This window comes from Methylocystis sp. SB2, assembly GCF_049817085.1.
GTDB lineage: Bacteria > Pseudomonadota > Alphaproteobacteria > Rhizobiales > Beijerinckiaceae > Methylocystis > Methylocystis rosea.
In genome coordinates this window covers 145,269-162,596 of record NZ_CP187401.1, presented here as the reverse complement: position 1 = coordinate 162,596, position 17,328 = coordinate 145,269, and the positions used below count along the sequence as shown (strand labels likewise).

General features: G+C 57.1%; 20 protein-coding genes. 5 read left to right on the top strand and 15 right to left on the bottom strand.

The features are described 5' to 3' along the window. The first annotated feature begins 112 nt into the window (after positions 1 to 112). Positions 113 to 547 (top strand): hypothetical protein, encoded by a 435-nt coding sequence (locus ACPS74_RS00830; protein WP_029650616.1) that lies wholly within the window; start codon positions 113 to 115, stop codon positions 545 to 547. 949 nt (positions 548 to 1,496) lie between these two features. Here ACPS74_RS00830 and ACPS74_RS00825 read toward each other — a convergent pair. After that, entirely contained in the window at positions 1,497 to 1,847 is a 351-nt protein-coding gene (locus tag ACPS74_RS00825; protein WP_157055254.1) for a hypothetical protein, read from the bottom strand. A gap of 639 nt (positions 1,848 to 2,486) precedes the next feature. On the opposite strand from ACPS74_RS00825, the gene ACPS74_RS00820 reads away from it, so the two are divergent. From ACPS74_RS00820 to ACPS74_RS00810, 3 genes are all read left to right on the top strand, one after another. After that, the gene (locus ACPS74_RS00820) at positions 2,487 to 3,236 is read left to right on the top strand and encodes an SOS response-associated peptidase (RefSeq protein ID WP_239754547.1); all 750 of its coding nucleotides are present in this window, start codon (positions 2,487 to 2,489) and stop codon (positions 3,234 to 3,236) included. Between the two features lie 166 nt (positions 3,237 to 3,402). Next, a complete protein-coding gene (locus ACPS74_RS00815) occupies positions 3,403 to 3,864 on the top strand; it encodes a hypothetical protein (RefSeq protein WP_157055253.1) in 462 nt (153 codons plus the stop codon). A gap of 126 nt (positions 3,865 to 3,990) precedes the next feature. After that, positions 3,991 to 4,758, top strand: a complete 768-nt coding sequence (locus ACPS74_RS00810; protein ID WP_157055252.1) for a hypothetical protein — start codon at positions 3,991 to 3,993, stop codon at positions 4,756 to 4,758. A gap of 49 nt (positions 4,759 to 4,807) precedes the next feature. Here the strand turns inward: ACPS74_RS00810 and ACPS74_RS00805 are convergent, their stop codons facing one another. Next, positions 4,808 to 5,476, bottom strand: coding sequence for a hypothetical protein (locus ACPS74_RS00805; RefSeq protein WP_029650611.1), 669 nt, complete (start codon positions 5,474 to 5,476; stop codon positions 4,808 to 4,810). A gap of 248 nt (positions 5,477 to 5,724) precedes the next feature. Here ACPS74_RS00805 and ACPS74_RS00800 point away from each other — a divergent pair, with 248 nt between their 5' ends. Continuing rightward, positions 5,725 to 5,973 carry a hypothetical protein gene (locus ACPS74_RS00800; protein WP_029650609.1) on the top strand — a complete coding sequence of 83 codons (249 nt, stop codon included), beginning with the start codon at positions 5,725 to 5,727 and terminating at the stop codon, positions 5,971 to 5,973. 126 nt (positions 5,974 to 6,099) lie between these two features. On the opposite strand, the gene ACPS74_RS00795 is transcribed toward ACPS74_RS00800, so the two are convergent. The 13 genes from ACPS74_RS00795 to ACPS74_RS00735 all read right to left on the bottom strand — a co-directional run bounded on the left by ACPS74_RS00795 (position 6,100) and on the right by ACPS74_RS00735 (position 17,015). Then, positions 6,100 to 8,469 carry a hypothetical protein gene (locus tag ACPS74_RS00795; RefSeq protein ID WP_029650608.1) on the bottom strand — a complete coding sequence of 790 codons (2,370 nt, stop codon included), beginning with the start codon at positions 8,467 to 8,469 and terminating at the stop codon, positions 6,100 to 6,102. A gap of 196 nt (positions 8,470 to 8,665) precedes the next feature. Then, the gene (locus ACPS74_RS00790) at positions 8,666 to 8,983 is read right to left on the bottom strand and encodes a hypothetical protein (RefSeq protein ID WP_157055250.1); all 318 of its coding nucleotides are present in this window, start codon (positions 8,981 to 8,983) and stop codon (positions 8,666 to 8,668) included. 14 nt (positions 8,984 to 8,997) lie between these two features. Then, positions 8,998 to 9,843: a hypothetical protein gene (locus ACPS74_RS00785; RefSeq protein WP_029650605.1), complete on the bottom strand. Its 846-nt coding sequence runs from the start codon at positions 9,841 to 9,843 to the stop codon at positions 8,998 to 9,000. Positions 9,844 to 10,102: 259 nt separating this feature from the next. Further along, positions 10,103 to 11,539, bottom strand: a complete 1,437-nt coding sequence (locus ACPS74_RS00780) for a phage portal protein (protein WP_029650603.1) — start codon at positions 11,537 to 11,539, stop codon at positions 10,103 to 10,105. A gap of 190 nt (positions 11,540 to 11,729) precedes the next feature. Next, the gene (locus ACPS74_RS00775; protein WP_162231974.1) at positions 11,730 to 12,104 is read right to left on the bottom strand and encodes a hypothetical protein; all 375 of its coding nucleotides are present in this window, start codon (positions 12,102 to 12,104) and stop codon (positions 11,730 to 11,732) included. A 19-nt stretch (positions 12,105 to 12,123) separates the two neighbouring features. After that, complete coding sequence (locus ACPS74_RS00770) at positions 12,124 to 13,893, bottom strand: terminase gpA endonuclease subunit (protein ID WP_029650599.1); 1,770 nt, start codon at positions 13,891 to 13,893, stop codon at positions 12,124 to 12,126. 6 nt (positions 13,894 to 13,899) lie between these two features. Continuing rightward, a complete protein-coding gene (locus ACPS74_RS00765; RefSeq protein ID WP_157055249.1) occupies positions 13,900 to 14,280 on the bottom strand; it encodes a hypothetical protein in 381 nt (126 codons plus the stop codon). Positions 14,281 to 14,531: 251 nt separating this feature from the next. Continuing rightward, positions 14,532 to 14,975: a hypothetical protein gene (locus ACPS74_RS00760; protein WP_157055248.1), complete on the bottom strand. Its 444-nt coding sequence runs from the start codon at positions 14,973 to 14,975 to the stop codon at positions 14,532 to 14,534. 122 nt (positions 14,976 to 15,097) lie between these two features. Further along, a complete protein-coding gene (locus tag ACPS74_RS00755) occupies positions 15,098 to 15,757 on the bottom strand; it encodes a hypothetical protein (RefSeq protein WP_051381767.1) in 660 nt (219 codons plus the stop codon). Position 15,758: 1 nt separating this feature from the next. After that, complete coding sequence (locus ACPS74_RS00750) at positions 15,759 to 15,974, bottom strand: hypothetical protein (protein ID WP_029650591.1); 216 nt, start codon at positions 15,972 to 15,974, stop codon at positions 15,759 to 15,761. After that, positions 15,961 to 16,254: a hypothetical protein gene (locus ACPS74_RS00745; protein WP_029650590.1), complete on the bottom strand. Its 294-nt coding sequence runs from the start codon at positions 16,252 to 16,254 to the stop codon at positions 15,961 to 15,963. The genes ACPS74_RS00750 and ACPS74_RS00745 overlap by 14 nt, the downstream gene beginning before the upstream one ends. Before the next feature lie 28 nt (positions 16,255 to 16,282). Next, positions 16,283 to 16,546, bottom strand: coding sequence for a helix-turn-helix transcriptional regulator (locus ACPS74_RS00740; protein WP_029650588.1), 264 nt, complete (start codon positions 16,544 to 16,546; stop codon positions 16,283 to 16,285). A 205-nt stretch (positions 16,547 to 16,751) separates the two neighbouring features. Further along, positions 16,752 to 17,015, bottom strand: a complete 264-nt coding sequence (locus tag ACPS74_RS00735; RefSeq protein WP_029650586.1) for a hypothetical protein — start codon at positions 17,013 to 17,015, stop codon at positions 16,752 to 16,754. Positions 17,016 to 17,328 lie beyond the last annotated feature (313 nt).

The following is a 17,328-nucleotide window of genomic DNA, read 5'->3' as shown; positions in this document are numbered from 1 at the left end:
AAATTCGCTGATTTTGCGCTGCTCTCCTTGCCGGCAACAAAATTTGGTGGCCTAGTTTCCACAGGCGCTCAAACGATTCGACGTTGAGACTATGCTGTGGCATAGTGTTCGAATGTCGAAGGTTGTGCTTTTTCCAACTCCCAGTAGCAACGATTCAGGCGGCGGCTCCCACGCCGACGAAGTCGCGCGCGCCATTAAAACTCTGCTCGATCCGTTACCGCCTGCGGAGCAAGAGCAGGTGATTCGAAAGCTTGCGGAAGCGCTTCGATCTGAGACAGCGCCGAAGGCTGGAGACGTGCTGAACACGATCGTCCGTTTGCTCCCCAAACAACGAGATTGGTCTGTTCAAGCCATAAAGAAGGAAGTTGAGGACCGCGGTATCGAAGCGTCAGATAAGTCGATCTACAACGCGATCGGTTATCTAACGCGCAAGGGGCGCATGCGCCGCATCGGCTATGGTCAATACATCGTCGACGGAATCCAAGTGACGACAGCGGATGAGTTCGGCGGCGCACCGCTCTATCCAGCTTCCGAGCATGGCGATTGACGTGATGCTTCGTAAAGAAATTGGGCCGCAGAAGACGACATCCCGCTGCGGCCCATAAAAGTCACCGGCGGAGAGGCCTCCGCCAGACGCCGCGAGAGCGGCATTTCCTGTGCGACAGGCACACCCGGCGTGAAGACCACCGGGAGAAAGGAACATCAAAAATGACCCACAACCCGTGCCTCGGCGTTATCGGTCGCGACGCCTGGACCGCGTCGCGCGCCGTTCCGAGGCTCTTGTTACGGTCAGATTGATTCTCCCGGAGCGGCTAGCTGCTCCGGGAATTTTGTTACCACATCCAAAGAATCCCTGTCCACATATGAAAAAGGACACGAAGAACATGGCTAAAAAGCAGTCATCATCGAACACTTCCAGCCTAGCTGGAAAGGTGCTGTCTGGCGCGAAGAAGGCTACTTCTTCAGATGCAAAAAGGCTCGCCGCTTCTGTTTTGTCTCAAGATGAAAAGAAGGGTCAGAAGCGAAAATAACGCCGCGGTTCAAAGTTCGTAACCTTGGCAAGTCGAATGCAGGTGTTCGCGATCGAGTCGAGCCCTGCATTCTGCCGTCGCTTTCGCGCGCAACGCAGAGAACAATTTAAATGGCCAGTCGGTGGGTGAAGCGACGACAACATGAGCGCCGAACACAGTCCGGCCACACCGCGACGGTTTGCGCCAATTGGGCTGTATACGAGAGCGACGAAGATAGAAAAAAGAATGCGCGATATCCGTGCCCTATGTGTGGGGCGGCTCTTATCCGTGTAATCATGCCAAACGGCGGGCGAGCCCATTTTGAAGGCGCCAATGGTCTGACATGGGTGAAGCATCCTTGTTTGCACCTGGGTGAAGGTTTGTCGCGCAAGCGCGATGACGACACTCCCGACCTATTCGCGGAGCAACTAGCGCCTAATCGGTAAGTGTCACACCATGTGCCGGCCCCGCGATCTGACGAGCTAGTTAAGCATTATCTTTCAGCCACGATTCCATCGCGCGACAAATATCAGCATAATTGAGTTCGCTTGCATTCAAATGATTTTTCATTGAAGCTTCAGGTAATTGTCGGGAAAAGCGGCGGTACTGCTTGTTAATGAACTCGCCCCCAGGCGGCAAATTAGGTCCTTGATGACACGTGTTAAGCCAGTCCCGGATTTTGCGAATGGCTTTTTTTTGAATTCCTCCATGAACTTCTATGTCTTGGCCTGAGATGTCTGACAGCGATGCTCGATAACGATATGCTCGGGTATCGAGAACGAGCGCAACTTTCTTCCTCTGTTGTGAAGAGCCAAATCTCTTCGCAGCGAAAAACATTCCAAGCTCAAAAGGCATGTTGAAGCGAGGAAGATTCGTTCTTGAGTCAAGCTCAACGAAAGAGATGTCATGAATTCCGTATTTGGACTCCTTAATGATCGATTCAATCTTTGCCAGTCGGTTTAGAGATGAATCGCTAATCTCAAGTGCGCATCTAGGCCTGTATCCACAGTAATAGACAGAGAACAGGATCGCTCGAAAAATTGGCTGGTATTCATGGGAGAATGGGCAGTTTATAAAAACACTGCGCGAGTATAGATTAGCCGATCTCACAGTATTTTACTTCTTAAATGCCTTGGACCAGGAGCTTATCGTATTTGATGACTTCGCTGGCGATCGAATGATTACTCTACCAGATTTCGTAACCATCGCATTTTTGGACGACAATGCCGAAGCGGCGAGTGTTTTCACGCGAGAATGCGAAGCCCCCTTAGAGCCCGATAAGGCCTTGCCGGCAACGCTCGAAACACGCGACGAAGATTGCTTTTTAGCCATTTTGGTAGGGCGCGTCTTCAACTCATCAAACTTTCTCTTGATAGGCACGCCCGACCATTCCGTCAATGGGAGCGGGTTCGCGTCGGACAAGCGTTCGCTTGTGAAGGCGCTCTCGTTGCTACGGCGCCGCAGGGCGAACACTTCATGGTTGCGGCACTGCGTGTTTTGGAGAAGTTCGGCTATCGTAGCCCCATGTGCGGACGCTTCACACAAAATCTCTCATGGGCCGAACTGCATCGCCGTGCCGATCTGGTCGGCCAGCCGCGCAACCTTCAGCCGCGTTACAACATCGCGCCTACCACACGGATTGAGGTCATTCGCCCAACGGCCGCCGGGAATGAATTGACTCCCATGCGTTGGGGCCTCATTCCCTCATGGTGGAAAAAGCCGTTTTCGGAGTTGCCCTCGACGTTCAATGCTCGCGCCGAGACAGTCGCCGAAAAGCCGATGTTTCGATCGGCGTTCAAGTCTCGGCGCTGCGTCATTCCGGCTTCGAGCTTTTACGAGTGGACAGGCGCCAAGGGCTCAAAGACGCCCCACTACTTCAGCGCGCCGAGCGGCGAGCCCCTGGCGTTCGCGGCGTTATGGGAGACGTGGCGCGACCCCGAAAGCGACGCGAAGGTGGACTCCGCCACGATCATTGTCGGCGCGGCGAACGATTGGATGTCGCGCTTTCACCATCGAATGCCGGTCATATTGAATTGGCGGGATGTTGGGGCGTGGATGGCCGGCGACGATCCGAGCGCGCTGTTGCAGTCGGCGCCTGGATACGCATTGCAAGAGTGGATTGTGTCTTCGCGCGTCAACATGTCAGGCGTGGGCGACGACAACGCGGAATTGATTGAGCGGGTCACACCGGCGCTTATCGCGCCTTTAGAGACAGCTTCACAATAAAGGACCGCCGACTATCGATGATCTATGACGTGAGCGCGCTATCCCGACAAAATTTCACGTCCACATCCTAGCCTTGTGCTTTACGATGATTGACGGCATGCTCAATCAGAGTATTTGACGAAGTTTCGGCAATGCGCTTTTGGCTGCTCACGAAGAGGGTAATGCGATGTTTAATAAAAATCTCGCCCTGGTTTTTATTGCCGCAAGTCTTACAAGTGTGAGTATAACTTCTGCCGAAGAAGTTCAGTTCGAATCTGCTCCCTACTATTGTAAAAAGTTTTTTGCCGGAGAAGTGACAGGAAATAGGCAATGTACTATGGATGCGACTGTTGAAGACAGCGCTTGCGATCGGTTAGATCGGTATGAATCCGAAGGATATTATGCAAAGGAAGATGCAGACGTTTTGAAGGACGCTCGCAGTGCTCAGTGTGGTCGGCGCACCATCCGGGAGCTTCTCAGCGAGGCAGAACATGCTCGCTACGAAGCAATGAGTTATGTCACTGCGGGCGAGGACGAGAGTCGATGCGATCCTGAAACCAATCCTGTGGCACCTCGATGTAACCAGACTTGGTATGCGGTTTATAACCTATACATGTGCGCGGCTGCGCGGTGCAAATTTGCGCGCTAACTACGTTTGTTCGCCAATATGCCAAACGTTTTGCGCCTTCTCATCTCGTTCCTTTTTTTGGTCGCCTGTTCTTTGGAACATGCACACGCCGACAGTGAATCCGAGTGTCGACGCGCAAATAAGCCTGTGTTTGACGCTCTGGACGCCAGGATCAACGAACTGTACCGGGAGCAGCCCGCAATAGGTGAAGGACCGCAGGTGGACGTTGGCTCCTGCGCCTCAAGATTGCGTAAGCTGGCAGGAAATTTCCTGTGCTGTAGAATATTTGCAAACACGGCACCCATTTGGGAGGAAATCAGTTGTCTCGAACTAAAGAGATTCTATGTGAACAAAGCGTGCTCGTGTAACTCACGTGGCGTGGAATATAGTCAGGACGAGGTTCTTCAAGACGAAGCCTTCGAGACCTATTCGGCTGCAATGAAATTGCGAAATCGTGCGCTAGAGCACGGAATATCGAACGAATTCATTCAGTCATATGTTTCTGAACTGCACAGCACGATCGATTGCATCAATCAGCGATCATTAAGGATCATGAATCAACTCAAAGCAGCGCTGGAGGAAGCAATAGAGAAGGATACCAGTACCACCCCGCAACCGAACTCGGTTTCGAAGTTATCACCTCAGAAACCATCACCGCAATTGCCATCAGTCTCCCCTCCATCGTCTAGCAGACCGAACATGGATTCTTCTCAAAACCGTGGACAATCCCAAAAGGGTAGCCAGGAAGTTCCTGATGCAGAACATGTAGGTTCAGATGGGGGGCAAACTTTAATCTGCCAAGAGCGAGTTCAAGGCGGACAACCTAGTTGTTCTGTTACCGCAAAATCCCGACAAGAGCTTGAAGCCAGCGGGTTCGAATGTGAGTTTAAAGGCAAAGATATACTTTGCTTTTAGAGGGGTGATATTAGACGGCGGGTTAGACGAACGCTGCGGAATCCCGCTCCTAAACTGCTTTTGCCGTCCCTGAGATAACGATCACGTTCGATTGATCCTTCAATCTCGCCAGCACTTCGCCTATCGCGGAGTTGACCCCCGCGCGATAATGTGCGCTCGCCAGCCCTTCAAAGCCATCTGTCACCAGCGCCAGCCGACAATCCCACCCATGTCGCGAGATGATCGCGACGAGCGGCGGCTCGAAAGCGCGATCTTCGCAAACGTCGATTTCCCTGTCTAACGCAGCGCGTCCGAAGGCTGGCAATCCCTTGCGCACGTCTGCTTCGAAGCGATCCAAGAATGACGCGCTCGCGTCGCGCAGTTCGGCGACGGCCTCTTCGTCCGGTCCTGAATAAGACAAATCCAATGAGTCTTCGTCGTCTTCGGCTCCAAGGTCAGCATAAAGCGACGATGCCACGTCTTCGAACCCACTCCCTTCAGGAAAATACCGATCAGGAAAATTCACGTGGGCCACGTCTCCAAGCACACCAAGCTCTGCAGCGTAGTGATGAAAGTCGGCGATATCGTCGAACGTGCGCACGACTGTGTTGCTTTGAGTCACGTGCCAAATCCCTAACCCGCTCTCGATCTCTCGCGGTGACGATTTGTGGATTTTGCCGTTCGGCGCGAGCTTGCGATTGATGCGCGCCAACACCGTGTGAATCGTGATTATCTTCATACGGACCTCCCAGCCATCTCGTTACGATGACCACCGTTTAACACGCTGTTATGTTAAACGTCAAACATTATAGTAAAGTTCCAGGCAAACATTTGACATAGCTCGCAAATCTGCTCACTACTAGCGTCGTTGCGAGGCACCCCGACCCTGTGAGGTTCGATTTGGCCAGAATCAGGAAAGAGCTGGTTAGCGGAGCGACGGTGCGCGCTGCACGCGCGGCTTTACGACTAACTGCACACGATATCGCGATGCGCGGAGGCGTTAATCGAAGCCTCGTCGCCCTGTACGAATTGGGGAGGTATCGGCCGCCGACAGATGATTTCACGGCCAGCATTGCGAGGGTTTTGCAGGAGGCCGGGTTGCTGAATTGGTCAGAGAACGATAACGGCGACATTTCTCTGACGGTGAGCGGGGCGGCTATCGAAGAGGCCGAATTTGGCCGCAAGGAACAAGAGCCCAAACAGCCGAAACCCACGAAAAGGAAGCCGCGGCAATAAGGAAAAAAAAGCTCCGCCGACCCTTCGGCCAGCGGCGCTCCCCACCTTCATCCTAGATTTTGCTTGATCCTGCGGGCGGCATGACTGCGCCCGTTTGAAAGCGCTGTAACTCTTACGGATTCGCCTCTATCGAGTGCCTGCAGGCCCAAACCCAAAGCTCGAATGCAGCGGCGCAGCATGTGGAGCGCCAGCGCCGCCCGATCTCGTGGGTGCGTTGCCGCCGCCCTGCATCGTGGTTCCGAGCTTCCCGCTTAGCTGCATTCGCGCCGATGCGTCTGCAAAACGCCGCTCGATTGACGCCAAGAACTGCAGACTGGCGTCGACTCGCACATGGTTTTCGACACTGACATGGGCCTCACCCTGGACGGTTCCTTGAACCGATATCTCGCGCGGAACGGCCCATGTGCTCCCATGCGGTTCGATACCCGGCCATTTGGGCCGATCGGCCTGGGACGCCGGCAAGCTCGGCAACGGACCGGCCGTGTAGCCGGCGCCGCTCAATCGGCTGTTGAGCGCGAAGCGGGCGCCGTCTGTGGCGCCGCGAAACGCTGATGCGCGGATGATCTCCGCCGTGCCGAAGAGGTGATTGAACGCACCCTGGCGCGAAGGATCGATCTCCCGCGGCGACCATACGTTGAGCGCTCTAAGATATCGCTCGCGTGCTGCACGATCGTATTCGGCTTGGCGGGATTCGTCATAGGCCGAAGGTCGAGGACCTCGACGCTTTTCCTCCTGGGCGCGATCGAAAGCCTTGGCCTCTTCGATCATGAGCTTCGCAACCGATCCGACAACGATTGTCGTGGCGGTTATCGCCAGTCCTTGGGGTGTGAGCAGTCTCGATAGAAGTCCGGCGGTCCTGGCAGTCGCGCCGACCGCGCCCGCGGCGCCAGCGCCTTGCACCGCCGTCCCGCCGACGCCCAAAGCGCCGGCCGCTTTGCCGAGCAAGTCGCCGCCGCCCAGACGCGCTGCAGCCACCTCCAAAGAGGCAGCGGCGACGTTGAGGTTCGCCGCCGAGACGTTCAGTCCGAAGTGGCCACGAAGCGCCTTCAGCACGCCGTCGCCCAAGCGATAAAGCTGGAGGCCCGCGACTCCGGCAATCCCCACGGGCACAGCGCCGAGCGCCTGTGCGCCCAATGGGTGTTCTTTCTGGAACTGCTGCAGCGAACCGCCTAAAGACGCAACGCCCGATGCAAGCCCGCTCATGACTTGCGCAGCTTTTTCCATGTTCGGCGCGGTCAAGGTGCCCGCGAAGTCGCCGATCGCTGTCGAGAGCGATTTGGCCGCCGAGATCGGGTCGCCTGCAGCCGTCTTTAGAGCGCCGTCCACGCCGGCCGCCTGATCGAACAGCGCCATATGACGTTTGAACGTCTGCTCTTGGTTGATGAGCACTTCGGCGAGGCGCGCGGCGTTGCTGTTCGGGAAGAGGCGCTGCGCTTCTATGATCTGGTCTTCCTTGTCCGTGAAGCCTTTGGCTTTGAGAGCAGGAAGCAGTGTGGTCCAGACCCATTGGGCCGGATCATGCGCCGCTGCCTCGTGGCCTTGGATGAAATGGCCGGGCAGCAACCCGAGCGCCTTGCCCTTCCCGCTAAATTCAATGTCTTTGTCTGTGATGAGCCCGAGATTGCGGAACTCTTCCAAGGCCGGATGCGATGTCGGACCTTTGAGGTTCGACGTGAGCAGCTTGAAAAACGATCGAATGCCAAGGCCAGCGGTCGACCCGCCGAGTTCCTGCGCCAAACCTGCGGCGGTCTTGTTGAGAAACTGTTCGGACAAGAGCGGCGCGGCGGCGCCGGAGTATTTCACGACATCGGCTAGCTGTTCGAAGCTAACCGTCTTGCCCATGATCTGAACGGCGCGAACGGCGCCGTCGAGATAGCGCGAGAGTTTTCCAATATCCTGACCAAAGCCGGCGATTTCCGCCGCCTTCAGCATCCACGGCAAGCCATGCGCCGCCTGCCCGGTCGGATCGCTCTGCAGAACCGCCGCCTCAGTCCGCGCGACCATCGGCATGACGTGCGCGGCTTCCTCGGGGCTAGGCAGGATCGATCTGACTTCTTTGTAGCGCTCCAGGAGCTTGGTTTGATCCAAGATCGGAGTCATGCGTTGTAACTGCGCCGCGAGTTCCTTGGCGTGCTCAAGTTCAGCACCGCGAATGCCGGCGAGCGTCAATCGGAACTGCTCAGACGTGCGTTCCGCGCCAAGATGCAGGGACTGCTCCGCCCCATGCAGGATGGCCGGCGACGCCAGCACGGCGACATTCGACGCAAATTGCTTCGCCGCGACGGCGAGGCGATGATAGTTCGACTCGATGCGCGCCAGCGCGCGGGCGTGGGCGTCCAGCGCCGGATTGTTAAACACCTTCGCGAGGCCCGATTGAACGCCGAGCCGGTTTAGCTGATCTGCAATCTTATGAATCCGCTCGGCGATCTTCGCAAGCTCAGGGCTCGCATGGTCGACCGCGGAAACTGTAGCTGTGATTGACGGGCCGCCGGCCATGTCCTGAAACTCCTGGGCCGCGCATGTGCGGCATCATCTGCAAATGGATAGAACGAAAAGAGCGCCCGCTATTGCTGGCGCTCTTTCTGCAACTTCGAAATGTGTTCGAGGTAGAAAGTCGCTTGCGTGACGGTCATGGCCTCGATATCGGAAACCGGCATATGCAGGTCGTAGACAAATGAGGCCATCAGGCGCGTCACGCTGCCGTAGGGCGGTCGCCGGCAACCCCCATCAGTAGCTCTACCATCGCTTGGCGAACAGATATCCAGTCCCGCGCAGGCATAGTTTCCAGAACGACGATATCGTGTCCGCTCATGTCGACCAGAAATCCCGTCAAAGCGGCATTATCGAACTCAGTCGAATGACCATCCTTGTTGCTCGTCAGTTTCCATGGCTCGCCATATTGGCGAAACGTTCGGAGCGTCGGCTCGTTCAGGACGATCTCTTTGATCGGGCCTTTGTGCGTTTGAAGTTCTCGCGAGAGCGGAACGGTTCGGGAGGCAGGCTTCGACATTGCGTTCGCCTCCATTAAGCAGCGGCTAGCGCGCGCTTCGCGGCGTCGCTAATCGCCGCAACGTCGGCGCCTGCCGTATGGAGCGCCTTGCCGATCGGCGTTCCGTTGCGATAGTCCGCGATAGCCGCATTGAGGCGACGCGATTCCGCCTTTGCGGCGGCGTCGCCGCGGGCGCCTTTCTGACTGAGCCCCAGCGCGCGGATTTCAACAGATCGCACGATAACCTTTTCGGTCGCGGCGTCGGCGTGAGAATGGATAGAATACGACATAGTAGGAGCCTCAATAGGTTCAGAAACTTCCGCAGGAATTGCGGATAAAAGAGCTTCGGCCTGATAGACCGGCAACGTGCATTCGTTGTGGATTGATAAGAGCAGCTTGGCTGCTTGCGGTCGCAATCTCGCGGCGTCGGTCGAGAGGACCGACGCTTCATATGGCGACAAGGGAGGTTGTTCGGACGGCGACTCGGAAGCATGCGCCTTGTCGACCGTCGCGGCTTCCCGCCCCAATTTTTGCTCTTGCTTGGCCGCGAACGCGGTGTCTTCCGCGGCCCACCGCGCTTTCTCCTGGTCGATTGCCGCACGCATACCCTTGGGCATGGGCTTGATTGAAAATCCGCGCGCCTCCGCTTTCTCCCGCGAGCCGAGCGCCATGTCCGCGTAGCGCACCATCTCGCGGCCAATGTTCGACGTAGCACTTTCATCAGACCAAGCGACGCGTTTCACGTCAGCGCCCATCGCTTCCGCTTCGCCAAGCGATATCGGCGACGCGACGCCATCGATCTGAACTGCTTCGACAGCGTCAGCATCCTTGCCCGGAATCCAGCGCTCGCCGAGCGCAAGGGCTAGAAGTTCCTCTGCCATCCATATCCCCCATGTTGCTGATATCCGCCGGCTCGGATCGCATAGCGTTTCGGGCCGTGATAGACGCCGCAGATCGACTCCAACCGACGAATCTCGCTTTGCAACGCTCGCGCGTCCGCCCGATGATATCGAACCAATCTCTCGCGGAATCGAACCTCTTCGGCTTGGGAACCCGCTAGGAGCGAGTAGTAAGCGGCACGCAACTTTGGGAGCATCGTGCACGGGTCATCGATGTCAGGCCCTAGAGTGAGTGGTGGACTCATACTGCTTTCACCTTCTTACGTTGCTGCGCGGCGAAAAACGGATGCTCCAAGCCAACGCTTTCGAGATATTGCTTCTCATGTTGAAGCGTTTCCATCTGAGCTTCAAAATCCTTGCCGTCTTCAGCATAGGCTTCCGTTAAGCTGATAAGGCCGGTTTCCAGACCAAGGATCGTCGCCTCGCGAGTCTTCTTTTCGTCGGGCGACACCCTGCCCTTGCCAAGGAATCGGGCACTGCAATATCCCTCTTTCGCGACGTAGAAGTCGCGCGCGCCAGCCGGCAGTCTGATCGTCGTCGTCGCGATCGCCTCTTCTAGCCATGCTTCGAACACGGCTCGATAAAAGCGCTCGGCGATATCTTTCCGCCTGCGAAGATTGATCTCATGGGGCAGCGCAGTCGCGAGCCGCGAAGCACTAAACGACGTGTCGGCGTAATCGCCCGAGATGTCCTCATAGGCTGCGCCCGCCGCTTTCGCAGTCTTTCGAAGGAGCGACTTGTCGAAGGCGTCGAAATTGTTGCTCGGCGACTCTGACTCATGCTGCATCAGCTTGTCGCCCGGCATGAGATGTGTGACCGTTCCGACCTGCGGCGTAATCTTCGCCTTCGAATAGAATTGCTCGTGGGAGTCGAGCCACTCGCCAACGGTCGACGCGATTCCGCCCGCGCGATCATTCACACTGAGAGAGTCGAGCGCCACGGTAGTGGGCAACGAGGACTCAATCGTCGTCGTGAAGCTCGCATCAATCAAAGCTTTGCCAAGGGTGAACTCGGCTAAGGTATCCTCTTCCTTGGCCGGGGTGAGCGCGCCGGTCAGAGGCGACAGTCCGCGGACTTGCCGTGGATCGTCAAACTGAAAAGCGTGAATGATTTTGCAGCGGCCCCAAGAGGTGAACCCCTCCACATAGGTCGCCTGCGGCGCGCTGCGTTGAGCGCCCAAAGGTAACGGCCGCAACATATAACCAGAGACGCGCCCGTGTTGGTCGAACGCTACGCCTTGAATGATGTTGCGCCCATTCTCGCTTCGGGTGATGGATCGATCTAGTTGCGAGATATCGAGGACATTGACCTTCGTCTTCGTCTTCGCGTCTCTCAGAGCAAGCCATTCAAGCGTTGCCAGCGACTCGCCGTTTAGAAGCCAATTGCGAAAGAATGCTCCGGCCATCTGATGAACGTCGAAACGTCCGGCGATATCGCATTCGAGCGGATTTCCTGCCCAAGCCGCCCATTTCGTCTCTATCTGATTTGAAAGCTCGCGCGCTTGCTCCGGCGTGACGCCGATCTCGTCGGCGCGCGGCTTGCTGGAGAGCGTGAGGCCGGTTCCAATTGCCTGCGTCGTCAGATTAAGGAGCAGCGTCGCGATAGGCGCGTTGCTTGTCGCGAGATCGTTACTGATTCGGCTGGCGAGCGCGCCGTCACGCGCAGTCCGGCCGCCCATATTGAGAGTCCAAAGCCCACCATCCGAAAAGGAGAAGCCGGCGCCATGAGTCGAGCGCGCCCATGCCAGACGGGTTCGGCCCCATTGGTCGCGGTAGTAAAGTCAGCGCGTGGCGCTTGCTCGAATGAAGCCGAGAGGGAATTCGGCGCGTCGGAATTTGGCGGCGCGAGGCCTTCATAGGTGATCTGCATTAGACTCTCACGTCAAGCCCGCGAGCTTTCGCCTCTTGAGGGCTGATGTATCCTTTGGCGAAGTTGTGCCGGTTTGCGGCTTCTCTGATCTCCGCCAAGCGCGCCACTTTCGAATCGTCAGACGCGACCGCGGCGCCGAGTGGCGAGATGACGCCGGTCTTGCCTTCCCGCTCCATAGCCGCCAGGAACGGGCTTTCCGCCGGGAGATCGGCCAACATCTCCCGAATGATCTCCGGCGGCGTTTGGCCGTAGAGGGCGAGCCTTAGCGCGGTCTTGGGGCGAGCTTGCGCTTCGGGACTTTCCATGATGGCCTTAAAGCGCATCCTTTCTTCGGCCCGGACGGTCGCTTCAGTCTTCGCGACGGGTTTGGTCATCTTCGGTTCGGACATGGGCTCAAGCAGCCTTTCGTGTGTGCAATGATTGGAGCCGGGCGGCGCGCTCGGCGATGGAAAGAGACTGCGTTTTCGCCTTGTCCACTGGTGCTGCGCGGCCGTTAACGAGTGAGGCCGCAGCGACCGCTAGAACGAGGCAATCGAACGCTTCGTTTCGAACGTCCGGTGACTTCTCCCATTGCTGGCGAGGAAAGCCGCGAACATATTTGACTGCTAGGCGCTCGGCGCTTAGCTGTTCGAAGAAATCGGCGTCGAGATGATTTGGCGTTTTGATCGTGCCGCTTTGAAGCGCCTTCGCCACATTCATCTTAATGTTGTCGACGCCCACGATTAACCCACGCAACAGCCCGCGGATTTTGGCACCCTCCTTCACGTTGGCGCGATCGAAGCCGGCGCGGCCGAACGTGATATGGCAGCGGCGGCCTTTGGCGCGTTGCCGCATCACAAAACGCGCAACGGTTTCGGTCATGAACCCGCCGTCCACGAAGGTCACTTGCGACTCCAGCGCGCGACCATCCTGCGATTTGAAGACTCGCCCAAGCAACCCGTCCAAGTCATCCCAAACTTGCGCGCCGGACGTGTCGCCGTGCAACACGACGTGATCCAGGATCGAACGCTCTAGACCGGACGTTTGGTGGGCGACGAATTGCGCCTCGATACGGTTGGACTGAACGTCGACGCCGCACGTGAGGAAATCGATTGTCTTCTCGTATGGCGCTTGGATAGATTCGGCCATCGCCATGAGCGCGGACGGATCGTTCTCAACTTCGGATGACGCCTCAAAAGGAAGGCCCCAACAAAGGTTTTGAACGGATTTTTTCTGCTCCAGCGACTTTGCGCTATCGACTTGGGCGGCGACCTTGGCGAGTGAACTGAACTCGCTGCAAAGCTCGTTCGCGTGAATCGAGACGACGCCCGGCTCGCCTTGTGCGGTTGGTCGCAGTTCCCCTTTGGCGACCATGCGTAGTCGCTCGGCTTCATCGGCGAGCGCTCCGCACCCTTGGCACAACAGCCGCGCGCCTTCAGGCTTGCCCGGCTCGAAAAGCAGACGATCTTGCGTGATTGGCGCTTCGTTGTGACAGTGTTCGCAGCGGACGAAGAAAAGCCGTTTGTCGCCCTGCTCGTAATTCGCCGCGATGCGCGACGTCGCGCCAAACGTCGGCGTGCTGGCGAGCAGCAGCAAAGAGCGCCTATATGTGTGAAGGCGGCGCCGGACTAAATCTTCCGGCCTGCCTTCTCCATTCGAAGTCACGGCCGCGCATCTGTCGAGTTCGTCGATAATGCCGAACCTGATGGCTTTGCCTGATAACTGCGGCGCCTTGTATGACGACGCCAGCGCGAGCGACCCTCCAGCGAATGTTTTCAGGTTTGCATTGCTGTGCGCGACCGCGCCTTTGAGAGTCGGCGACGCTGCGATTAGAGGGTCGAGCGTCTCTTTGACATAGGAGCCGATATCGCCTTCGTCCGGTCGGACGAGCAGCAAAGGACCGCCTTCGCCGCAAATCGCGTGACCGATGATCGAATGGAGCGCGGTCGTCTTGCCGATCTGCGCGCTTGTCATCAGAATGGTTTCGCGCGTCGTCGGCTCGGCTGCGGCGTCGACGATCTGCTTTTGGAGATTGGCTAGGCGCAGCTTGCCGGGACGGGCGTTCGACTCTCTTGGTAGGACGAGGTTCTGTTCGGCCCATTGGCTGGGTTTGATATTGGGCGGTGGCGCGAGCACGCGCAGCATCTCCGCGAAGATCGCGGACGCGTCATCTATAGATGTCATGGGGTGTCAGTCTCTTAGTGCGTAAAGGTCGATGTCTGACAGCGCGGCTAACTCTTCGCGGATAGCGTCATCTAAGACGCGCTCGATGGCTTCCGCGTCTGCGGCGCCGACAAGTTTGTGAGCAATACGAGCGGGAAAGCCTAAGAGGCCGTTACGAATATGCGTCGCAAACTCGACTGCGGTTTTGTTGACGACATCCCGCGACACGAGTCGACCTTCTTTGCTGGCGACTTCCAGTTCGATCTTTCTGGCCCGAGCCGACTCGGCAGTCGCACGAGCGGCGGCGAGCGCCTGCATATGATCATTGCGCGTGGCGACGTTGCCGTAGCCGTTCATGGCATGGCCGGTCGATCTGCCCGCGTCGCTGAACGCGAGCAAAGCCCGCATGGCGATTTCGGTGGGATATTTCTTGTAAACGTCGCGCTTGATATGTGCGGCTTGAAGGATTTGAAGCGCGCGGGGACGCGAGAGGCCGGCCGCGTCGGCGAGCGCCGTTATTCCCGCTTTGTCAGGCAGGTCATAGTCGTGCATTAAATCGTCCGACAAATCTATTCGTCCAGTCATGAGCCCTCCGGCTAGAACCTGACAAGTTTCCAAATGACCTGTCAGGTTCTAGGGAAATGCCCACGGCGGCAATTTTAACTGACGTGCGTTTTTATCAGATGTGACAAAAATTCTGTGCACAGATCAACGTCAAGCTTTGCGAAAGGAACCGTCTTGAACACAACACCCGGCTGTCTTCCGTGGGCGTTGCGCGTAAAATCCGTGATTACAGCGCACTCGTCCGATCCAATGTTAATAGCGCCTTCGGCTACAAGCGCCTCTGCTTCGAACAATTTCAGATACAAACCTTTGAGTCCGTGACGATTACCGCTATCCAGACCTCCGGCACCTGTCACTATTGTGTCCAATTGAAGTCCCTTCGGAATAGAAGCTTTCACGGCACTATCGATTTCTTCAAGCCGTTTCTCCGCAAAAAGCATAAATTCATTTGCTCGCGCTTCTTTCGCGATTCGCTCCTTTTCCTGAGCTTCACGCTTGTTCTTTGCAGCTTCATATGCGTCTGTCGGAGCTAGGCTCATCTTCGCGTTCTCCAGTGTTTTCAAACCCCTAGAATAAATAGCTCGTCACTTCCCGCATTCAAGCTTTTGCAAGTTGAATTTTGTAATGACACCATCGAAAACACTCACGTTTTCAATGAAAATCATGCGGCAGCGGACCCGCGGAGCGCTTGGAGCGCGTCGGAAGGACCCGGTTGACCTTCGCTCGTTGGCGTCGGGACTGTGCCACCACTGAGAGCGACGCCAACGTTCGCTGCAATTTCTTTCGCTAGTTCGCGCTCGGCGACACTCTGCCATTTAAGCCTCGGCGCGCCGTCGGTCTGCTCCATTCCAGTCCGCGGCATTTCCGCATAAATCGACTTCACGTTGGAACGTCCCCGCCCCTGCCTCACCATCAAGAGTGAATTGCCGCCGACATTCATCACGAATGATTTGCCGATGCGGAGCGACGACGAACCGCCACCAGTGAGACGGAATGTTGAGCCGGCATATGAACCACGCAGAGGCGAGAGGACCGGCTGGAACTTACCCACCTTCAGCGCGCTGATGCGCGCCTTCGAGATCGTCCACGTTGCCGATAGATTATTTTGAGTGCTTCCCTTCACAGGAGGGACGGCTTTTCCAAAAACGCTCATGCTCACGCCGATGTCGGCCGCCATGACCGGGATAGTCTCTCTGCGCGCGGTCCTTGCCGCGCGGTCGACGGATCGGCGCAAAGCGTTGCGCGTCTCCCGTGACGCGAGATCGAGGACGCTCTCAAACTGCCTCGTGTCGAACTCGACCTTTAGCCCGATGTCGCCCATCTCACTTTTCCATCCGTGTCGGCGCGACGAAGCTCCTGCGGTCAACGATCGTTCCGCGCGGGGTCTCGACGGTCAAAGCGATGTGAACCTTGTCGCCGGATGCGATCTCGACGCGCTGAAACATGTTCCACAAGGCAATGCTGGCGTTCTGGCGCACTCTGCTCTGAAAGGCCTCGTCGACTAGGCGCGGCGATGTGAACGACTCACTGACCGCCATCGGCTTTGCCAATCGTGATGCTCAGCCAAGGGGAGTCGCAAATGATGCGGAAGGGAGGCAACGACGAGCGACGCGGCGGCTCAGAAATGATCTCGCTAAATATCTCGCCGATGGTCGGAATGCGCTCGCCGCGCAAGCTGAACTTCGGTTCCGTCTCGGGTGCCGGGGTCATGTATCGAGCGTAAGCTTGTGCGGTGTCGTCGGCGAACCGAGCAAGCGCGGAATAGGCGCGCAGTGTCGCCGGGCCGAGCAGATCGGCCGCGTTGATTGTATCGTCCATGTGGAATCCAGTCTGGAAAAGGAACGGCTCACACCAAGCCGAAATGCGCGGCGGCCGTGATGAGATCGTCGTCGAGATGCGACTCGATAGACTGCTCAGGCGCGGCGCTGTAGGTGCGGCCTTCGATAAAGGCCAACACATCGGATCGGCGCCAGCGCGGATGGCCGGGACCGCCGACTGGCGCAATGAATTTTCCGGCCTTGCGCCACAGCCGCAGGGTTTCGTCAGAAACGCCGAGAAGCCGCGCGACTTCGTGGACGCGCAGCAGCATCGGCTCGTTATCACTCGTCATTTGTCTGAAATCCGGTTGCGCACGCGCCAAAGCACGGCGCGCGACTAGCGGTCGTGGGGCGGATTTGGGTCTGTTGGGAAAAACGAAACGGCCCCATTGGGCGCATTTCGAGATGTGGCGAGAATAGCTAGTTCACCCGCTGTATGTCAAGCCTTCCTTGACGAAAATTTTGGGCAGGCTGGCGATAGGAGTTGCGAGCGCGTCGTTAGGGAACGCTTTGCCGCGCGCAAGCGTTACCCGTCAAACCAATAAAAACGTTCGATTTTTTCACGTCTTGTTCTTGGCAATAATAGGAGGGTGTTATGAAAAGGCTGAGCGTAGCAATTGCATTGATTTTGTTGTCTTCGAACGTGTTGCTCGCCGCAGAACCGCGAATTAAGCCCGGAACGCCCATCAAAGAATCAGAGATCGCGGGCGAAGAGGCCAGCACGGTTACGACGTATAAATCGAGTAGCCCCGGATCATTCATTACCTGCAGGGGACGGTGCCCGAATTCCGGAGAGCACTTCTGGAAATGCGAGGCCAGTCCAGACGGGTTTCCCGTGCATTGCTGGCTGCGCTGTGGTCCGCCCGTTGAAAAGGAATGCCTCTACGAGTGATTGGTCAGTGCGCCCGCTCGATAGAGCCGGACATGGGCCGCGCCTCGGACGATTAATGGCCCATGTCCTCTTAATCGCCGTCTCGCGTCTCAACCCCGTCTCGCGTCTCACTTGCTTTTCCTTCTAGGAAAGGAAAAGCGTGAGACGGTGAGACGATAGAGGGGTTCCGGCCGAAAATCGTCT